We start from the raw sequence: 15,320 nt of genomic DNA, 5'->3' as shown, positions 1-15,320 counted from the left end.
TGAACCTCGCAGACCTGCGCACTAGTCGCCCCCATGCTTAGCCGATTATTACCACTCGCAACGCGTTTCCTCAGTCGCGAATCACGAGGTCAGCTTGTGCGGCATCGAACGGCGCCTGACCGTCTAGTGATGATCGTCTTCAGCTGGTCGACGGTTAGTGAAGATTTGGATCCAGGGCGCTCACAGTTTCTTTGCTCAAGAAGGGGCAACGAAAATGCCGCTTGGTGCTCTCCTCACCCCATGCCGAGGATAAGTAGTCTAGATGTGCGCGTCCGCCGATAAACGACGCGTACACTTCATGTATGCGGCATATCAGAACGCTCAACCACCATAATAAAAACGTGAGTGTTAGAAGACCAAACTCAGACGACGCATTTGATGGGTTGTCCCGATATCCGACTGCGAGCGAAAGCACGACCGTTGAAACAGCGAGGAGCCCACCCACGATTGCTTTGGCTCGGGTAGACACATCCAATTTCCCACTGCGAAAGACTCCTAGCGTTGCGGATAGCGGTACGATAATGAGAACCAGATTTCCCGGTTTCCACCATTCGATGAGTGGATAAGGCACAGACGGGAAGCAGTAATTGAGTTCTTCTCCCAAAAGCGGTAGGCCCGGCAAAAATGTAGCCAACAAAAACGAGATTGCGCCGCAAGAGAGCAACCAGACGGGGCGATACTTGCTTTTCGCGCTCCAGCATTTTACGTGACACACGACCATGAAAGTCATGGCGACCCAGCAAACCAATTGGGCGGTAGGACCGGCCAACTCCGTAGCTCTTTCCGAATCCGTGAATTTCAGATTTTCTTCCCACCATACGACCAACAACCATCCGACGGCTGCAGCCAACACCAAGCCAACGACATGAAAAATTGTTGAAATAGATTGTTTGCGTAAATGCAATCGCCGATTCCTCTTTTCTTCGTCTGTGAATTTTGAATATGTAATGATGTCCATATACATTGCTGACTCACGCCAATAGTCGGTGTGCGCCGTGGTTAACGCTCCGGGGCCCAAGTCAATTTCCTCAGGAGCATCCTTGCAAAAAGGGGAGGAGTCATTGCTCGCCCAGTGTCTGGCAAGGGCAAGGTCTGTCGCAATTGGATCATTCCCAAACGAATAGTTGAGCCATTCGATCTTCTTCTTTTGTGGGCTTGCAAATTTAGGGAATAGTTCTGGGAAGAGGAGCAGCACGGTATCGATCGGACTGCCAAAAGTGATAAGACGGTCGATTCGTGTAAACCATTGCTTCCCAGTATTAGCAGCATCCACGATGCCACGAAGCGCTACGACGGTTCCCAAACTATGGCAAACCAATGTGATGCCCCTATCTTCCGAACTGCTATTGGCGGCATAACGTTCCATGGACGATTGAAATGTCTCGCTAACCTTCTCGCGATATGGCTCATGATCTAAGTACAATTGAACCTGCTTCATGAAGTGCAACGCGGCATGTTCGATTCCGGATGCCTGGATATTGAACCTGCTGGCGATAAATTGTGTGAGCGCGGTAGCAAAGAGCACATCATCCGTGACGTGATCGATTACTGCAAAATCATTCGGGGTATTTGCTGTGCAGCGCTGCTTGTTAATTTCACGAAGTCGATTGCGAAATGAGCGGATCCAATTTCGAGAGTCACGCTCTCCGAAGTGAGCAAATTCATCTAAGTCCAGGGAGTAGTTGATCTCGACCAATTTGAACGGCATTTCTGGCTCATCTACGACTTGGCGTTGCCGCAGTTCTGCCGCGATCTGAGCTCGAGTTCTTGTTACAGGTAACTCTAAGTCCTTGGTCCAGCCTTCGATGAATACCTTAAGAGTCTCAAAACGAAGTTGCTCACCGACGCCGTGCACCACGACTGCAAGCGGTTTGTTTTTAACGGTTGGGTCTTGGGTCATAGCTCGATATGATTTGGGGTCGGATTGAGGGCTCGCCATGTTAATCAGTCGCAAATCGCGTCAAAAACCGGGCCACTTTTTTCCATGTCTTGATACCTCGTCGTCTATATCGTAGATGCCAATTAGTGGATCAAGTCGCAGAAACTGCAACTAATCGGCGACTGTATTTGTTCTTCGAGTTGTTCGCGCCGGCCCACAAACGAGGCCGATTTTAACTGCCTTTTTACGGGCATCACGATGATCAGCATCGAAACAGAAACACTGATAACTTTGCCGCAGGCCGCTCGGCGGATCCCGACTCATCCGCACCCGGCGACCGTTCACCGCTGGGCGATGAGCGGCAAGCTCGAGTGGGTTTGGATTGGCGGTCGACGATACAGGTCGCTCGAGGCGATCAAGCGAATGTTCGCGCGAGACAATGGCTCCGTCGATTCGCCTCCCGTAAGTGCTTCGTTCGCCGAACGTCGGCGCCAGATTGCCGAAGCGGATCGTGAGGCAGACGAACTCGGTTTGGTTTAGCGATCAGCTCACCTGCATCTTCACATCGCGTATGATCGACCGTTTGTTTAGGATGACCGGTCACAGAGCAATTCACCCGCTGAACCTATGCGCAATCGCACGATTAAGCGCGTTTGCCTCCCACAAAAGCACCCAATCAAATGCCGCGTCGACGCTTCTGGAATTTGTTGGTGTTAGCCGCAATCCTGCTGATCCCTGCGCCCCGGTTGCTGATGGCTCAGCCAGCGGCCACCCAGCAATCAGCTGCAGACGCGGCAAGGGATGGTGCTCGGATCGTCGTCCCAGCTAACCTCTACGTGGACGACGACAACGCCGGCGCTCAGGATGGCAGCGCTCTTCGCCCGTTTCGGACTGTGCAACAGGCCATCAACCTTGCGAGGGATAACGCCGTCATTGCGGTGGCCGGTGGTGCCTATCCGGAGAACATTCGCGTGCAGGAAAGAGCGGTGCGCATCTACGGAGGTTATGCGGGCGGAACCAAGGCCGACTATGTTGCTGGGACCGCGGGCAACTTCAAAGTGCGCGACCCTGCTGCCCATCCCGCGCAACTGAAAGGAAACGGCAAGGACTCGGTGGTGACGCTGTACGAAGCCGGCGCCAGCGTCATCGACGGTTTCCTGATTACGGGCGGCGGGCCCAGTTCGGTGGCGGCGCCTTCGTTGAGCGGTGGCGGGTTCTATATTTACCAAGGCTCGCCGACGATCGCGCACAACGTGATCGAGAAAAACCAGACTTGCCCGCCGCGCAAGCAAGACCGAGAAGCGCTAGGAGGGGGCATCTATTCAACTGCCGCCAGCATTTCGATCTTAAATAACGTCATCCGCGGGAATGTCTCGGGACGAGGGGCTGGAATCTTTGCTGACGGGCCCAAAATGGTCATTCGCGGCAACACCATTCAGAAGAACATCGGCGTCAGCGATCACGGAGGCGGCGTTTTCATTTTCTCTCCGAGCGCTGAAGTCTCGCACAATCGCCTCGAGGGAAACGAGATCGGGCGGGAGTTAGGCTACGGCTGGGGGGGCGGAATGATCGTCGTTAACAAGGGCGGGCACTACAAACTGTCTCACAACATCTTCGCCGGCAACTTTGCCCCTTCGCTGGGCGCAGCGTTCTTTGCGGATGAAGGAGCCGAGGCCTCGCTGACTCACGATCTTGTCTACGCCAACAAAACCAAGCCAGATGGCGAGGGAGGCGCAGTCTATGTCGACGGTAACGAGGACGGCGTGGGATCGACTCTCGTGCTGAACCACGTGACGATCGCCGATCACACTTCCACGCCGATGGTTGCAGGGAGCGCCGTGAAGGCGACCTGGAACTCTAAGGTCACCGTCAAGAACTGCATCCTGTGGAATAACGGCGGCGATGACGTCGAAGCGGATGAGAAGAGTAAAGCGACCGTTACCTACACGTTGTCTCAAGAAACGATCAAGGGGACGGGCAATCTGTCGAGAGATCCGCTGTTTGTGAACGCCGCCGGACACGATTACCGCTTGCGCACAGGAAGCCCTGCCATCGGCGCCGCTGAACCTGCCAATGGTGCGCGGGCAAATCTGGGCGCGGATGGTTTACTGTTAGCTACCCATCAGGAGAGCGAGGTCAAACCGCAGAATCCGGCTGTGCAACCCATGCCAGCCAAAAAACCACCGACCGAACCGACGAATAAAACGACGCGGGTCTACGTGATGCGCGGAACTGCGGGCGAGCTGCCATCCGAAGTAGGAGACGACAACACTAAGTTAACCAAGGTGGAATCGCCAGAGCTCGGCGGCGCGGCGGTGCAGATCGACGTGATCGATACCTTCGGCCAAAAGGTCTCGCGGGTTGCGGATTGGACCCCCTTCGAGACGCTCCGTTTGGACATCATCAACAAGAGCGAGAAGGAATTTTCGATCGAGTTCAACCTTTTCCATTCCGAGACAAAGGCCTTCGCAACTCGCGTCGTCGCTCCGTTCGTCTTGAAGCCGGGTATGAACGAAGTCCGCATCTCAATCCCAGGGCTCAAGAACACCAACGGCTCGCCCGCAAAGCTGTCCGAAGTGCGACGTTGGTATGTTGCGAGCGAAAGTCCGGTCAGGCTGCTTGTCGGCGATATCTACCTCGAAAGCGGAGTCGGCAGCGCAGTGGCTTACGCCATCAAGACCGACCCCGCTCGCCTGGAGCGGATCAAGTCGACCGAGATGCCAGCGATTGCCAAGCCTATTCCTTACAACACCCCGGACGCGGACGCCATCATGTCGGCAGCGGAAATATTTCCTGCCAACAATCCTTGGAATACGCTCGTTGAAGATTGGCCAGTGCACCCTAACTCCACGGCGATGATCGCTTCGGTCGGTGCCGCAAAGCCCCTGCGCTATAACCAGGACATGGCGTTCGTCATCGTGCCGCCGGCCCAGAAGAAGGTAGATGTGAAACTCATCTTGGGGCCCGACGAATCGGACCCAGGCCCGTATCCCGTCGCCGACAATACGCCGATCGAAGGTTGGCCCGCTTCCTTCCAGCAAGATCCGATGCTGAAGCAGTTATCCCTGAATGATGTGCAGCGCGGCAAGCCCGACCTGGAGCAAGATCGCCACGGCATCGTTTTCGATCCAGTAGGCCGCAAGGTCTACGAGTTCTATCGGCTGACCAAGTCGGACGCCGGTTGGCACGCGGATGGAGCAGCCATTTTCGATCTCGCTTCGAACAAGCTCAGACCCGACGGTTGGACTTCATCGGACGCCGCAGGTCTGCCAATCCTGCCCGCCATCGTGCGCTACGACGAGATTCAGCGCGGCGTGATCGATCACGCGCTCCGTTTCACCGTCACGCGTTCGCGCCGAGCCTACGTTTACCCTGCGACGCACTTTGCCAGCAAGCTGACCGACGAGAACTTACCGCGTATGGGCGAACGGTTTCGTCTGCGGAAGGACTTCGACACCTCAAAGTTCTCGCCCGAAGCGCGCGTGATCCTCGAAGCTCTCAAACGGTACGGCATGTTCATGGCAGACAACGGAATGGACTGGGGCTTGTCTGTCTCTGGAGACGAACGTCTCCCCGTCTTCCACGATGAACTGCGGCGGGTCAAGGGCTCGGACTTCGAAGTCGTGACCCCGCCGCCGGGCTATACGGCGCCTTGACCTTCTTCTCAAAGCCCAGTGGCACAACAGAAAACTTCGTATCCATGGCCGCCGCGAATCTTCGAGGGAATGGAACGAAACGCGAATAGGGGACGCAGTTGCCTGCATCCCCCTTCGCGATCATTTGCGAGTTAAAGGTTGGCGAGCGCGACTCCACCTACTACCGCATGGTCATGCGGAGGAAGCCGGCCAGCTTGGCTCCGTAGCCGTAGGTTTTCTTGGTTGCGAAGTTCGCGACGGTTTTGCCGTCCTCCCGTTTCAGCAATTCCGGAGGATGGGTGACCATGACCTGGGTTTGTCCCGAGTGGGAACCGGACAGGTACCGCACCATGTGCAGGGAATCGTCGTCGAGCTGTCGAACAAACACTTTGTCAACTTGTCCTGTCGATTCGATCGTAACGGTGCCATCGAAGATGAAATCGGGCCCAGGCCGCCGGGTGAGCTGGATCCGAGCGTCAAAGCCGCACCAATTGCTGCGGAAGGTGCCGTTCCGCAGGTCGATATCACCGGCCTGGCTGGCCCGCGGTGTCAGTGACAGACCCAGCCCCACAGCGGCCAGGAGGGCGAAGTTGATCAGGCACCGACGAGCGAAAGGCAGGGTTGAGCCCTCGCTGGCTGGGGCGGAATCCGATTGGCTAGCGGCGATATTCAGCTGGTATTTTGGAAACGCGGTCATGACTATTTTCCTAAGTAGAAGGTTGTTGAAAGGAGCGATGCTACGTTGAGCGAAGTTCGCCGCGATTTGTTACGGCGTGAACGAGAATAAAAAGGTATTCCCGGATTTGCTCCTGATTCTTGGGTGGCACGGGGTCATCACGTGTCCGCTGGCCATTCTCGTGCGCGGGAGCGCGGCAGCGTCGGGTGGAGATCAGGCTGTTCTGAGATAACGCCACACTAGCGGACGAAGCGAACTCGAGTTGGTTTTCCTAATCGCTGGGCGAGGAGCCTTACGCAGCCAACTAGCAGTGCATCACCGTGCGTATGGGCTTCTTCGTCTGATTTGCCGTATCAATCACATGCAGGAGCACTCGGCAAGTTACAAAAGCTCGCAAGAAATGTTGCGAATCGGGATCAAAAAGGGGATGATTCGCGCCGAGTCACATGCATGCATACAATCGAAAATCTTCGTGCAGAACGATACGACCAGGTCGCTCCGTTAATCGATTTCTGCAAAAACGGCCATCTCTTTGAGGTACAGCAATGGATTGCAGAGGGCAAGCCGCTCAACAACCCACCGACTTCGCGTCATGGGCGCAATCGACCAATGTCAGCGCTTGAGTTTGCAATCGACCGAGGATTTCACAGCCTGGTTCAAATCTTGCTAGAAGGCGGAGCATTGCAAGAGCCGACGGATTACGAATGTCCAATGAACCGAGCGATGAAGATGAGGCGAGTCGACATTGTGCGACTGCTGGTCGAGCACGGATTCGACTCGACGAAAGTCGACATGGCCGAGATGTTCGCATCATGGCACCCAAAGATCATGGAGTTGCATATCGCCGGCGGGGCGGACATTCGAACTGGAACTCCCTTCGCCTTCGCATTTGTGAAGCGAGTTCGATCGGCCTTGGGTGTATTCAGGAATTGCCTCACGCAATCACCCGACATCATGGACCAAGCAAGCGCTGCGCTTCGACATCACTGCGTCGCGGGCGATTTGAAATGGGTTTCATTGATGATGTGGCTTGGAGCTGATCCATTTCAAGTCGGAACCGCACTTCTCGCGGATGATGATCGACTTGCCGATCATGAAATGTCTGCGTGTGAGTGGGCGGCTTTCTACCGGAACTTCAAGGTGTTTGACCTACTGGCATTTCGCAATCTTGACCTCACACCGCAGGCGAGAGAATTGCTACCGCTGCTGGTCCGCTACGAAGGCCATACCGCATTGCGACGCCTGCTTTCAAAAGGCGTGAGCCCCAACGATTCGTCAAAGGGAGGATGCACGGCAATTTGCAAAGCAATCAACGATGCAGAATGCTCCGCAACAGTTTGGATCGGTCCACGGTCGAGGCAACGGGAGCCCAGGGAGAGCGAAGGGGCGACGCAAATTTTCGCAGGAATCAAGATACTTCTCGAACATGGCGCGAAGTGGATTCCAGAAGACAAGTTTGAGGTAGCAAGAATCCGTACCTGCTTCCTAGGACTCAAGAAGGACTACCTTTGCCAATTTATAGCCATGATGGCGGACTTCAACGCCTGTTCGAAACATCATGCCGAAATGCTTGTCAGAACACCGGCAATCGTGAAACATTTAGCTTATCGAAAGTCCACAATTCAGCGTGCGATCGCACGGCTCACTTGATGGCTTTCTTTGCAGACCTGGCCTTGGGCTTTGTGCTGCCCTTTTCACCCGTGGTTGACCGCGGTGGTACACTTGCCGGCGATGGGCCATCCTTCTTTGTGAGCTCGAGGCCAAAATACTCGGTCAACTTTGAAGCAGCGCTCAATCGAATATCCTCGCCCGTCATGAACCGAGAAATTGCGGACTGAGAAACTCCGGACACCTTAGCGAGAGCATTTCCCGAGATGCCGCAAGAGTTGATTGCTGTTCGGAGCTGTTCTTCAATGGTCATTGATTTATGCAAAAATGGGTTGACGAAATTACCCGCAAGTGCATAATACCCCATTCGCAGACCAAACTGGTCAGCGCAAAAAATGGCCGCGGCGATGTTTGCACCATCCCGCGACCTGACACCCAACGCTTACACGAAGGATGCACGGATGAGTGTAATTGCAGGCGCTGCGCGCGTCTATCTCAGGGCAGATCTGCCCGATCAACCTCTCGACTCGACTCCGCCACTGCCACTACGGCCGATCGAAGTTACTCCCGCAAAGCCCGTTGGGCTTCCTGCTGATGACCGCCGCCCGTCGAACGAAACCTATCGCGTCCTCAGCGCCCGCGGCCTGACGCTTGGAAAGTTCGACCAGTTGCCGGCTGCGAGCGCTGCACTGAACGCGTGGTCGCAGGCTGTTGCCGTAGTCAGCAGTTCGGCAGTCATCGAACGGAAACATCGATAGTCGCGAGTTCCATCTGATTAACCAGCCGGCGAGCCGCTGCGCGCGTCGGCACCATTTTCACCCGTAGCTCACCTGCAGCTGTTGCAGGTGCTGGCCTACGGTGCGTTCTCTCTCCATCTCTATACACGGTGATAAGTGAAAAGACGAAAGAAAGATCGACAGACGAAGGGCAAGCAGTCGGCCGCGAAGCGAAAGGTAAGCAAGGCCCGTGTCGCCGCGTTGTTCGCGCTTGGCAATGCCGAAGTTCCACATCCCGGCAAGTTCACCGACGCGATCGCGGTGTACGAGGTCGTTACTGAAACTGGCCGAATCCTCGACCGGTTTCTGATACAGCACGTGGCCTTGGCCTATTCGAAAGCTCACAACTCGCTCGATTTCCACGACGAACCCGAGCAACGCAGCACGGTTCGCGTTCGTATGGGCTCACTGCAACCTCTGCGGTTGGAAGAAGGTGCCGCATGAAGCGAACCACCAAAAAACAACAGCGAGCGGCAGCCCGAAAACTGCGGCGGGCATCGAATGAAACCGAGCCCAAAGCGATCGCGAAATACTGGCTTGCCGCCGCAGAGAGAGACAAACCGGCGGCTAAAGCCGGACCGCCGTACGAAATCTGGATTGGTTCACACGAGTACGATCTTCAGCCCGAGCGCGTATACACAACCGCATCGATCGACGAAGTTCGCCTTTGGCTGCGCTGTGCTGCGGGGGACAGGAACGCAGACGACCTTAACATCATCGTGATGATCGCGGGCAAACTCGTCAGCGTCCCGCCTGATCTTCGCGACATTCAAGAGCGACTCGAGACACACGAGGAAGCAATTGCTTCTTGGAAGCTCATGCAACGCGACGAGTTCGTGGTGTACGACTTGCGAGGTTCCGATCACGATCTGGTCGACCGCCAGGTTGAATTGCACGAAGTAATCAGCCATCTGTTTTCTATCTGGCTTGCCAGTGATCCGGCAGGCGGCTACTTCATAGAAGAGCGATGGGCCCGCGTGGATCCGCTGAAACCATCTCGCCCCAAGCGGCGAAAGACGGTGCGCTCATGAAGTTCACCCCCATCGCAGGCCAATTCTTCGTATTTACGCTTGAGTTCAGCCGGCAGAATGACGCGAAGTTGCCAACCTTTCGGCCGCATCACGCGCTCAGCATGCCTTCGTTGTCGCTGTGCGCGGATTCCGTCGAAGTCACGCGTAATCCGGAGCAGCATTACAACGGCGGCAGTTGGGCATTTCTATCGCGTGAGTCCTGCCTAGCTGAATGCTGGCAGAGCAATCAGGGCAAACTCCCGGGGAAGGACGCGCTATCGGGCGACTTCGATTGGTTCGTCGGCGTCGAGTTCGGCGTGCCGCCCGGCGCGTGGTTTCTCAATACGCCGATGAAAGACCGGAAGGTCACGCTATTCGAGGTAGCTCTCCGCATCATCGAGCCCACTGCCGCCGAGATTGCGCAATTCACGAAAGGCGGTGCTGCGTGAAGGCCGAAACGCAACGCGGTATCGCCTTCGAGCGTGTTGTTCTTACTTCCGAGGTCCTTCGTGGGCTGCGCTTCGGTCTCACGCTCGAAGAAATCAACAACGAAGTGAACGAGCGTGCGTGTCGCCCGTTTCACGTTAGGACCACGCACCGCGATTTGCAGATGCTTGAGAAGCTCGGCGCCGTCGAGTTCGTCCGCGACCGATGGCGCTGGTGTTTCGCCGGCACGTTCTTCGATCATTCCGCCGAGGCCGTTGGTCGTGCCGCCGACTGGCACTCGCGCAACATCACTTCATCCCAATACTTCAACCGAGAAACAGTAGGTGCTTCTTGAGGCGCAAACGAAACGAAGAGACCGAATCGAACAAGCCGGTCGAGACCACGGATGTTGTAATCGACGTCCCGCCGCCGGTCGGATTGTTCGCGTACGACCGACGAAGCAACTTGCCTCCCGAGGCCATGGCGAGCTACCTGACGCGGCTCTCGCGCGGAGCGCTGCGTATCAGGCCCGGCGGTAAGCGCGAGCCGATTGACTGCTGCTACTGCTACACGAGGTTCGACGATCCAGAAGACGGTGAATGCTCGATCGAGAGTTCGCCGCTGCACAAGATCGTGAACGACGGCAGCGAGACGATCGAGATGCAGCTCTTCGACGCGCTGACGAAGGTCCGCGACGCGCTCACTCGGATCGTGCATGAAGTGGCCGCGCGGCACCGTGAAACGATGGTCTCGCAACTGCCGCTCATCGGCGAACGCGGCTGGCCGATGCTGCGTGCTGGCATCTTCAAGGAAGGTAAGCTCGAGCGAACCGTCCTCTTCGCAGATCCCCGTGAGGAGTTCTGTCGGCTGGTAAACGAGCAAGACGGCGGCCAAGTTGCGCACCGGCTGCAGAGCGAGTTGCCAAACAGCAGCCCAAAGTGACCGATCACAACTATCTTATAACCTTCATTCCAGAGCGGCTTTTGAGCTGCTCTGGCAGCGAATTGGCGGCGTGTCGCACACTGCCAAGGCTCCTGTGGCGTATTTCACGACAGATGTCTCCTGCTTTTGGTGTGATAATCGAGCCAGGAGACGCTCAGCCGTGTTTGAACGATGCGAATTTCAGGTCGTTGCTCGTGCCCAGTTGGATGGAGCCCTACACGCGGGAATTAAAAAGGGTTGGCGTATCGCCGACGTAACCAGAGCCAACGACGGTAGCTTGAAAATCTCCTGGTACGTTGAACGCGACAAAGAATCTCCGGCCCACGCCGGGGCTAGGTTCGCAGAACACCATGAGAAGGCGGAATGAACTTGCACCAGAGAATTCTACCCGCGTGGTGTTCTAAACCACAGACAGTCCGTGCCGCTTGCGTCATGTTGTAGGCACACTTATTCGCTGCGGGCCGCTAACCGCCATTGGCCCCTCGCCCCGAATTCTTTTACGGGAGTTGAGAAATGAGTGAAGCAATCACTGCCAAGCGATTCGTATGGCGCGCAGCAGGTGAATCTGGCGTGGAGCTGTTCGACACCACCGTGGGCCGCCGAATCGCCGTCATTACTGGCGAAGGACATCATTACCAGTGGACCCGTAAAACAAGCCAGCTGTTTTACGGCGCGCCACCAGCATCCGGGGAAGAGCCGACGCTGCTTCGAGCGCAGATTGCCGTTCTGAAGGGACTGTTGGATTAAACCCGCCACAAGCGCTCCGGCGACTTTGGACGGAGCCTCTTGCTGTCAGCATTGCGGCGGGTTTTGTGAATCGCCGCCGTGGGCATTCCAGCAGGGTTTGCTCACACGGACAGCCCCGGCACGTGTCGAAGCATGTGCCGGGGTTCTTGTCGTGAATTCCATGACAAAGCAGCTTGCCGTCTTCAGCTAGAATCCCGCCTGCGGAAGAGTCGGCGGACTCCATGCACGGCCCCTGGCGGATGTTGCCCCGTTCGTCAGGGGTTTTTCTGTTTCGCGGTAACCCAAGACCGGCAGGAGCAGCAGTTCTAGCAGGATCAGGTAAGAAGCCGGAAAGTTGTGACAGCACCTGTCGTAATTTCGGACGCGTCGCTGCAGGCCTACAATCGCCCGCACGATGACAAAGAAATTCCAGCGCGAGCACTACCAGCTACGAGTTGGAGGCATTTCGTACTCGGTGCGACTGATGATCGGCAGGCCAGGCTATTACGGCGAGTGGTATTGCCCGCTGTGCGACCAGACATGGAATGCGGCGCCGCTGCCCACCGAAGACGAGGCGAGGTTAGCGGTGCTCGGCATCGTGCGCACGCACCATCTTGAGAAGCATTTGTGAGTTCTACTTGAACGTTTGCAGTGACCCGCCCTTCGAGGCGGTGCTGAGTGCCAAGGAACTGGATCTGGCGGGGCAATTGATCCGTGCCCTGCAGCGACACGCGAAACGTTTTCTCGATGTCGCGGAGCGGATTGAAGAAGCGTGATCGAGGAGAAATCGCAATCGACCGACATAGGTTGGGGCGAATTGATCTTGCCCCGGTTAAGTATCTGATAGAATCAATCCTTTAGTTTTGTAATCCCACATTTCGTTCCTGCTATGCCAGAACTTAATCCACCTCCTTGTCGCGTTCTCATCAGCTACAGCCACGATTCGGAGCAACACAAAAAACGAGTTGCTTCTTTTTGCGCAATGTTGCGAGCGGATGGAATTCATGCGGAGATTGATCAGTTTGTTGAATTTCCGCCAGAAGGCTGGCCTCGGTGGATGCTTACAAAACTTCAGTCTGTTGATTATGTGCTGGTTGTACTTTCGAAAACTTACAAAGCGAGATTCGAAGGCCATGAAGAGCCCGGCAAGGGCAATGGAGCGAGCCATGAAGGTTTTCTGATTACTCAAGAAATCTACGAAAACCAGTCAAAGAACGCAAAATACATCCCTATCTACTTTCACAATGAAGACCGCAAATTTGCTCCTGACGTTCTTCGTGCTGTCACTTGCTACAACGTCACGAGAAAGGCTGAGTACGACCGCATGTATTCGCTTTTGACTCAGCAAATCACTCCTATGCCTCCACTCGGCGAACGGCGTATTCTGACGCAGAATCAACTCGACGAGCATGTTTTTGTCGACCAGAACGATTTCAGCGGAAGTGGTGATTACGGTTCCGGGGGCGTTGCCATTGAAACGGGTTCGCAGCTTGTTGAGTTAAAGATCAATAAGAATTTCGACGATTTTTCGGCGACCGACCAAATTGCAGTTCTGGAAGCGATTGGAAAGCTACTCAAGCTGGATGGCACAGTACGGGTTGTTTCCAAGGCGAGAGGCAGTGTGCTGCTAACGGTCGACTTGACACCAGAACAAGCAGAGCGACTTTACTGGTTGGTTGAGCAAGGCGCATTGGCGGAATTGGATGTAACCAGTGCTCGGATGGTTGAAGGTTCGGGGCGATTGAGAAACACCGAGGGGATATCGTCGCGTCAAACAGTGGCTTACATGAACGATTCGATCGAGTTGGTTGCCGAACCCTCTGAAGAGCGTTCCCAAACTGCTACACGCATAGCGAGCATGCTGTTTCAGAAGCAGCCAGACTGGATTCAATTCTTCCGCGAAGTCCTAGGCGTCGACGGACTTGTCCGTAAGCTCTTTACTTCGCCGGAGGAACTGGCCGCGTTCGAGAAGACCGCTCAGTACGCAGAGATACAGGCCATGGTTGCCCGGCTTCGTGAAAAGTCCGTTACGGCTGTGGAAGTCAAGGAGCCAACGTGCGTTATTGTAGTTCGCTTGCCGAAGAGTTTGCACGAATCGCTGCGGGCTGAGGCGCACGATCGCAAGACCAGCATGAATCAACTATGTATCTCGAAACTTTTGCAAGTTATCAACGATCCTGAGTAGCGCGTCTGGATGGATATTATTTCTTCTTTTTCTTCTTCGGGGATCCGTCGCCGTATCCAAATTCGCGCAAGCGAGAATAACCCTCGTTCGCAACCTGGGACGATCTGCGAGCCCGCTTCTGCCGCTTCTCTTCCTTTTCGGTTTTCTCCATGTCCGCGATTATCTTCGCCAGCGGTCGAATCACTTCGGTCGCCGCGAGGTAGTCGGCGAGTTGTTGTTCGGTGAAGCGGAATCGCTTCTTCTGGCCGGTGCCAACGCGGTGGTGTTGCAGTCTGCCCTCAGCGCAAAGGGCATAGCTCTCAGTGGCGGTTGACACTTTCAATCGCTGGCCACTTCTTTGGCGGTGAGCAGCCCAACAGGCTTATTGGATGACTTGGGTGTAACGGGAGTGACCGCAACTGGTTGGCCTGAAAATGTTCCGATGGCGACCAAGATCTCGCGAACGCCGAGACGATCAAGTCAACCAGTAATTCGCCATGAACCTCGCTGAGGATCGTGCCGTCATCATTCACTTTGAATGTGATCCGACATTGATCCGGAGATACCTATGCCATGGCGATTACTCCGGATACCGTCGCGGCTAGGCACTTGGAAAGTAGAAGGGTCGCTAAGTCGCGTGGCAGGTGATCGACGCGGTGAATCGAGCAAAACGAAAGGCGAAGGCCCAAGGGAAACCGGGCCCGGTGAAGTAACTCACCGGGCGTTTTATTTCGCCTGCAGCACAGCTGGAACTGGGGGCGTTGAATTACTGGCGATCTGATACCGAAACAGTAACGCTATTCCTGTCGAGCCGATCGCGCCGAGCAGTAAGAACGAAATCAAGATTAATGCTGCCGTTCCGGAACAGCAGCAGCCCTGATACCCAGGTCCGGAGGAAGCAGGCCCCACTGGTCCATCTGGATCCCAATCACCACCCATCGTAATTTCTCCAATTAACCGCTCTTGGCATGAGCGGATTCTAGCTAAGCATTTCGCCGATCGCCACCTGAAGAATCTGCGTGCCTAGGCAAATCCTGTCGGCCGCCGCTTCAGCGATTCGATCATTGCAAGTAACCGCTCGCGCTCGCTGACGAGTTTCAGCACTAATTCAATAAGGACGGGAAATAGGGCAGTCACATCTTCGCCATTCGCCTGGGCTTTTCTCACTGCCGAAACAATCTCTTTAGCCGTCATTTTGCTACTTTCTATGCCTCTACTTTTATTATCGCCTGTTTTCACAATAACTACCACTAAAGTTCTAAGAATTTTCGGCAGCGGCCGGTTGTAATTACAACCGCAAGGCCCGGAAAACGCCAATTTGTACGGCATTTCGCAGGCGGTCCGAAACAGCAAGAAAAGCCTGGAAAATAAGGCTTTTTCGGTGGTTTTCGCGGGAAGAAAAAGAAGGCTTCGTTTGCTTTATGAAGCCGTTGCTCTAACCAACTGAGCTACCCCGCCGGGTGTTGTTTGGCGGCGAT

General features: G+C 55.3%; 17 protein-coding genes. 12 read left to right on the top strand and 5 right to left on the bottom strand.

Annotation, left to right across the window (positions count from 1 at the left end; translation table 11 throughout):
• Positions 1-154: 154 nt before the first annotated feature.
• Complete coding sequence (locus M9Q49_RS26320) at positions 155-1,900, bottom strand: hypothetical protein (protein WP_254512274.1); 1,746 nt, start codon at positions 1,898-1,900, stop codon at positions 155-157.
• Positions 1,901-2,137: 237 nt separating this feature from the next.
• Between M9Q49_RS26320 and M9Q49_RS26315 the strand changes: the two genes are divergently transcribed.
• Positions 2,138-2,419 carry a DUF1580 domain-containing protein gene (locus M9Q49_RS26315; RefSeq protein WP_254512273.1) on the top strand — a complete coding sequence of 94 codons (282 nt, stop codon included), beginning with the start codon at positions 2,138-2,140 and terminating at the stop codon, positions 2,417-2,419.
• 170 nt (positions 2,420-2,589) lie between these two features.
• Positions 2,590-5,535 carry a right-handed parallel beta-helix repeat-containing protein gene (locus tag M9Q49_RS26310; RefSeq protein WP_254512272.1) on the top strand — a complete coding sequence of 982 codons (2,946 nt, stop codon included), beginning with the start codon at positions 2,590-2,592 and terminating at the stop codon, positions 5,533-5,535.
• A 160-nt stretch (positions 5,536-5,695) separates the two neighbouring features.
• Here M9Q49_RS26310 and M9Q49_RS26305 read toward each other — a convergent pair whose 3' ends face one another.
• Positions 5,696-6,211 (bottom strand): hypothetical protein, encoded by a 516-nt coding sequence (locus M9Q49_RS26305; protein ID WP_254512271.1) that lies wholly within the window; start codon positions 6,209-6,211, stop codon positions 5,696-5,698.
• Positions 6,212-6,640: 429 nt separating this feature from the next.
• Here M9Q49_RS26305 and M9Q49_RS26300 point away from each other — a divergent pair, with 429 nt between their 5' ends.
• Positions 6,641-7,840 (top strand): ankyrin repeat domain-containing protein, encoded by a 1,200-nt coding sequence (locus M9Q49_RS26300; RefSeq protein ID WP_254512270.1) that lies wholly within the window; start codon positions 6,641-6,643, stop codon positions 7,838-7,840.
• On the opposite strand, the gene M9Q49_RS36205 is transcribed toward M9Q49_RS26300, so the two are convergent.
• Entirely contained in the window at positions 7,833-8,111 is a 279-nt protein-coding gene (locus M9Q49_RS36205) for a helix-turn-helix domain-containing protein (protein ID WP_390845015.1), read from the bottom strand. The genes M9Q49_RS26300 and M9Q49_RS36205 overlap by 8 nt on opposite strands.
• 148 nt (positions 8,112-8,259) lie before the next feature.
• Between M9Q49_RS36205 and M9Q49_RS26295 the strand changes: the two genes are divergently transcribed.
• From M9Q49_RS26295 to M9Q49_RS26255, 9 genes are all read left to right on the top strand, one after another.
• A complete protein-coding gene (locus M9Q49_RS26295) occupies positions 8,260-8,556 on the top strand; it encodes a hypothetical protein (RefSeq protein ID WP_254512269.1) in 297 nt (98 codons plus the stop codon).
• 135 nt (positions 8,557-8,691) lie between these two features.
• Positions 8,692-9,018: a hypothetical protein gene (locus M9Q49_RS26290; RefSeq protein ID WP_254512268.1), complete on the top strand. Its 327-nt coding sequence runs from the start codon at positions 8,692-8,694 to the stop codon at positions 9,016-9,018.
• A complete protein-coding gene (locus M9Q49_RS26285; protein WP_254512267.1) occupies positions 9,015-9,605 on the top strand; it encodes a hypothetical protein in 591 nt (196 codons plus the stop codon). Before M9Q49_RS26290 ends, M9Q49_RS26285 begins: the two co-directional genes overlap by 4 nt.
• Positions 9,602-10,033, top strand: coding sequence for a hypothetical protein (locus M9Q49_RS26280; RefSeq protein ID WP_254512266.1), 432 nt, complete (start codon positions 9,602-9,604; stop codon positions 10,031-10,033). Before M9Q49_RS26285 ends, M9Q49_RS26280 begins: the two co-directional genes overlap by 4 nt.
• Positions 10,030-10,365, top strand: coding sequence for a hypothetical protein (locus tag M9Q49_RS26275; RefSeq protein WP_254512265.1), 336 nt, complete (start codon positions 10,030-10,032; stop codon positions 10,363-10,365). Before M9Q49_RS26280 ends, M9Q49_RS26275 begins: the two co-directional genes overlap by 4 nt.
• Positions 10,362-10,952: a hypothetical protein gene (locus M9Q49_RS26270; protein ID WP_254512264.1), complete on the top strand. Its 591-nt coding sequence runs from the start codon at positions 10,362-10,364 to the stop codon at positions 10,950-10,952. The genes M9Q49_RS26275 and M9Q49_RS26270 overlap by 4 nt, the downstream gene beginning before the upstream one ends.
• A gap of 513 nt (positions 10,953-11,465) precedes the next feature.
• Positions 11,466-11,699, top strand: a complete 234-nt coding sequence (locus M9Q49_RS26265; protein ID WP_254512263.1) for a hypothetical protein — start codon at positions 11,466-11,468, stop codon at positions 11,697-11,699.
• Between the two features lie 394 nt (positions 11,700-12,093).
• Positions 12,094-12,309 carry a hypothetical protein gene (locus tag M9Q49_RS26260; protein WP_254512262.1) on the top strand — a complete coding sequence of 72 codons (216 nt, stop codon included), beginning with the start codon at positions 12,094-12,096 and terminating at the stop codon, positions 12,307-12,309.
• Positions 12,310-12,567: 258 nt separating this feature from the next.
• Positions 12,568-13,863, top strand: coding sequence for an SEFIR domain-containing protein (locus M9Q49_RS26255; RefSeq protein ID WP_254512261.1), 1,296 nt, complete (start codon positions 12,568-12,570; stop codon positions 13,861-13,863).
• A gap of 16 nt (positions 13,864-13,879) precedes the next feature.
• Here M9Q49_RS26255 and M9Q49_RS26250 read toward each other — a convergent pair whose 3' ends face one another.
• Complete coding sequence (locus tag M9Q49_RS26250; RefSeq protein ID WP_254512260.1) at positions 13,880-14,179, bottom strand: hypothetical protein; 300 nt, start codon at positions 14,177-14,179, stop codon at positions 13,880-13,882.
• A gap of 686 nt (positions 14,180-14,865) precedes the next feature.
• Positions 14,866-15,171 (bottom strand): hypothetical protein, encoded by a 306-nt coding sequence (locus tag M9Q49_RS26245; RefSeq protein WP_254512259.1) that lies wholly within the window; start codon positions 15,169-15,171, stop codon positions 14,866-14,868.
• Positions 15,172-15,320: the final 149 nt, after the last annotated feature.

This window comes from Anatilimnocola floriformis (assembly GCF_024256385.1).
Classification (GTDB): domain Bacteria; phylum Planctomycetota; class Planctomycetia; order Pirellulales; family Pirellulaceae; genus Anatilimnocola; species Anatilimnocola floriformis.
The sequence above is the reverse complement of the archived record's forward strand: the minus strand, read 5'-3'. Positions and strand labels throughout refer to the sequence as shown.

Coding starts and splice junctions, on each gene's coding strand:
- M9Q49_RS26320 (WP_254512274.1), bottom strand. CDS start 1,900: ATGACCCAAGACCCAACCGTTAAAAACAAACCGCTTGCAGTCGTGGTG.
- M9Q49_RS26315 (WP_254512273.1), top strand. CDS start 2,138: ATGATCAGCATCGAAACAGAAACACTGATAACTTTGCCGCAGGCCGCT.
- M9Q49_RS26305 (WP_254512271.1), bottom strand. CDS start 6,211: ATGACCGCGTTTCCAAAATACCAGCTGAATATCGCCGCTAGCCAATCG.
- M9Q49_RS26300 (WP_254512270.1), top strand. CDS start 6,641: ATGCATACAATCGAAAATCTTCGTGCAGAACGATACGACCAGGTCGCT.
- M9Q49_RS36205 (WP_390845015.1), bottom strand. CDS start 8,111: ATGACCATTGAAGAACAGCTCCGAACAGCAATCAACTCTTGCGGCATC.
- M9Q49_RS26295 (WP_254512269.1), top strand. CDS start 8,260: ATGAGTGTAATTGCAGGCGCTGCGCGCGTCTATCTCAGGGCAGATCTG.
- M9Q49_RS26285 (WP_254512267.1), top strand. CDS start 9,015: ATGAAGCGAACCACCAAAAAACAACAGCGAGCGGCAGCCCGAAAACTG.
- M9Q49_RS26280 (WP_254512266.1), top strand. CDS start 9,602: ATGAAGTTCACCCCCATCGCAGGCCAATTCTTCGTATTTACGCTTGAG.
- M9Q49_RS26265 (WP_254512263.1), top strand. CDS start 11,466: ATGAGTGAAGCAATCACTGCCAAGCGATTCGTATGGCGCGCAGCAGGT.
- M9Q49_RS26260 (WP_254512262.1), top strand. CDS start 12,094: ATGACAAAGAAATTCCAGCGCGAGCACTACCAGCTACGAGTTGGAGGC.
- M9Q49_RS26255 (WP_254512261.1), top strand. CDS start 12,568: ATGCCAGAACTTAATCCACCTCCTTGTCGCGTTCTCATCAGCTACAGC.
- M9Q49_RS26245 (WP_254512259.1), bottom strand. CDS start 15,171: ATGCCGTACAAATTGGCGTTTTCCGGGCCTTGCGGTTGTAATTACAAC.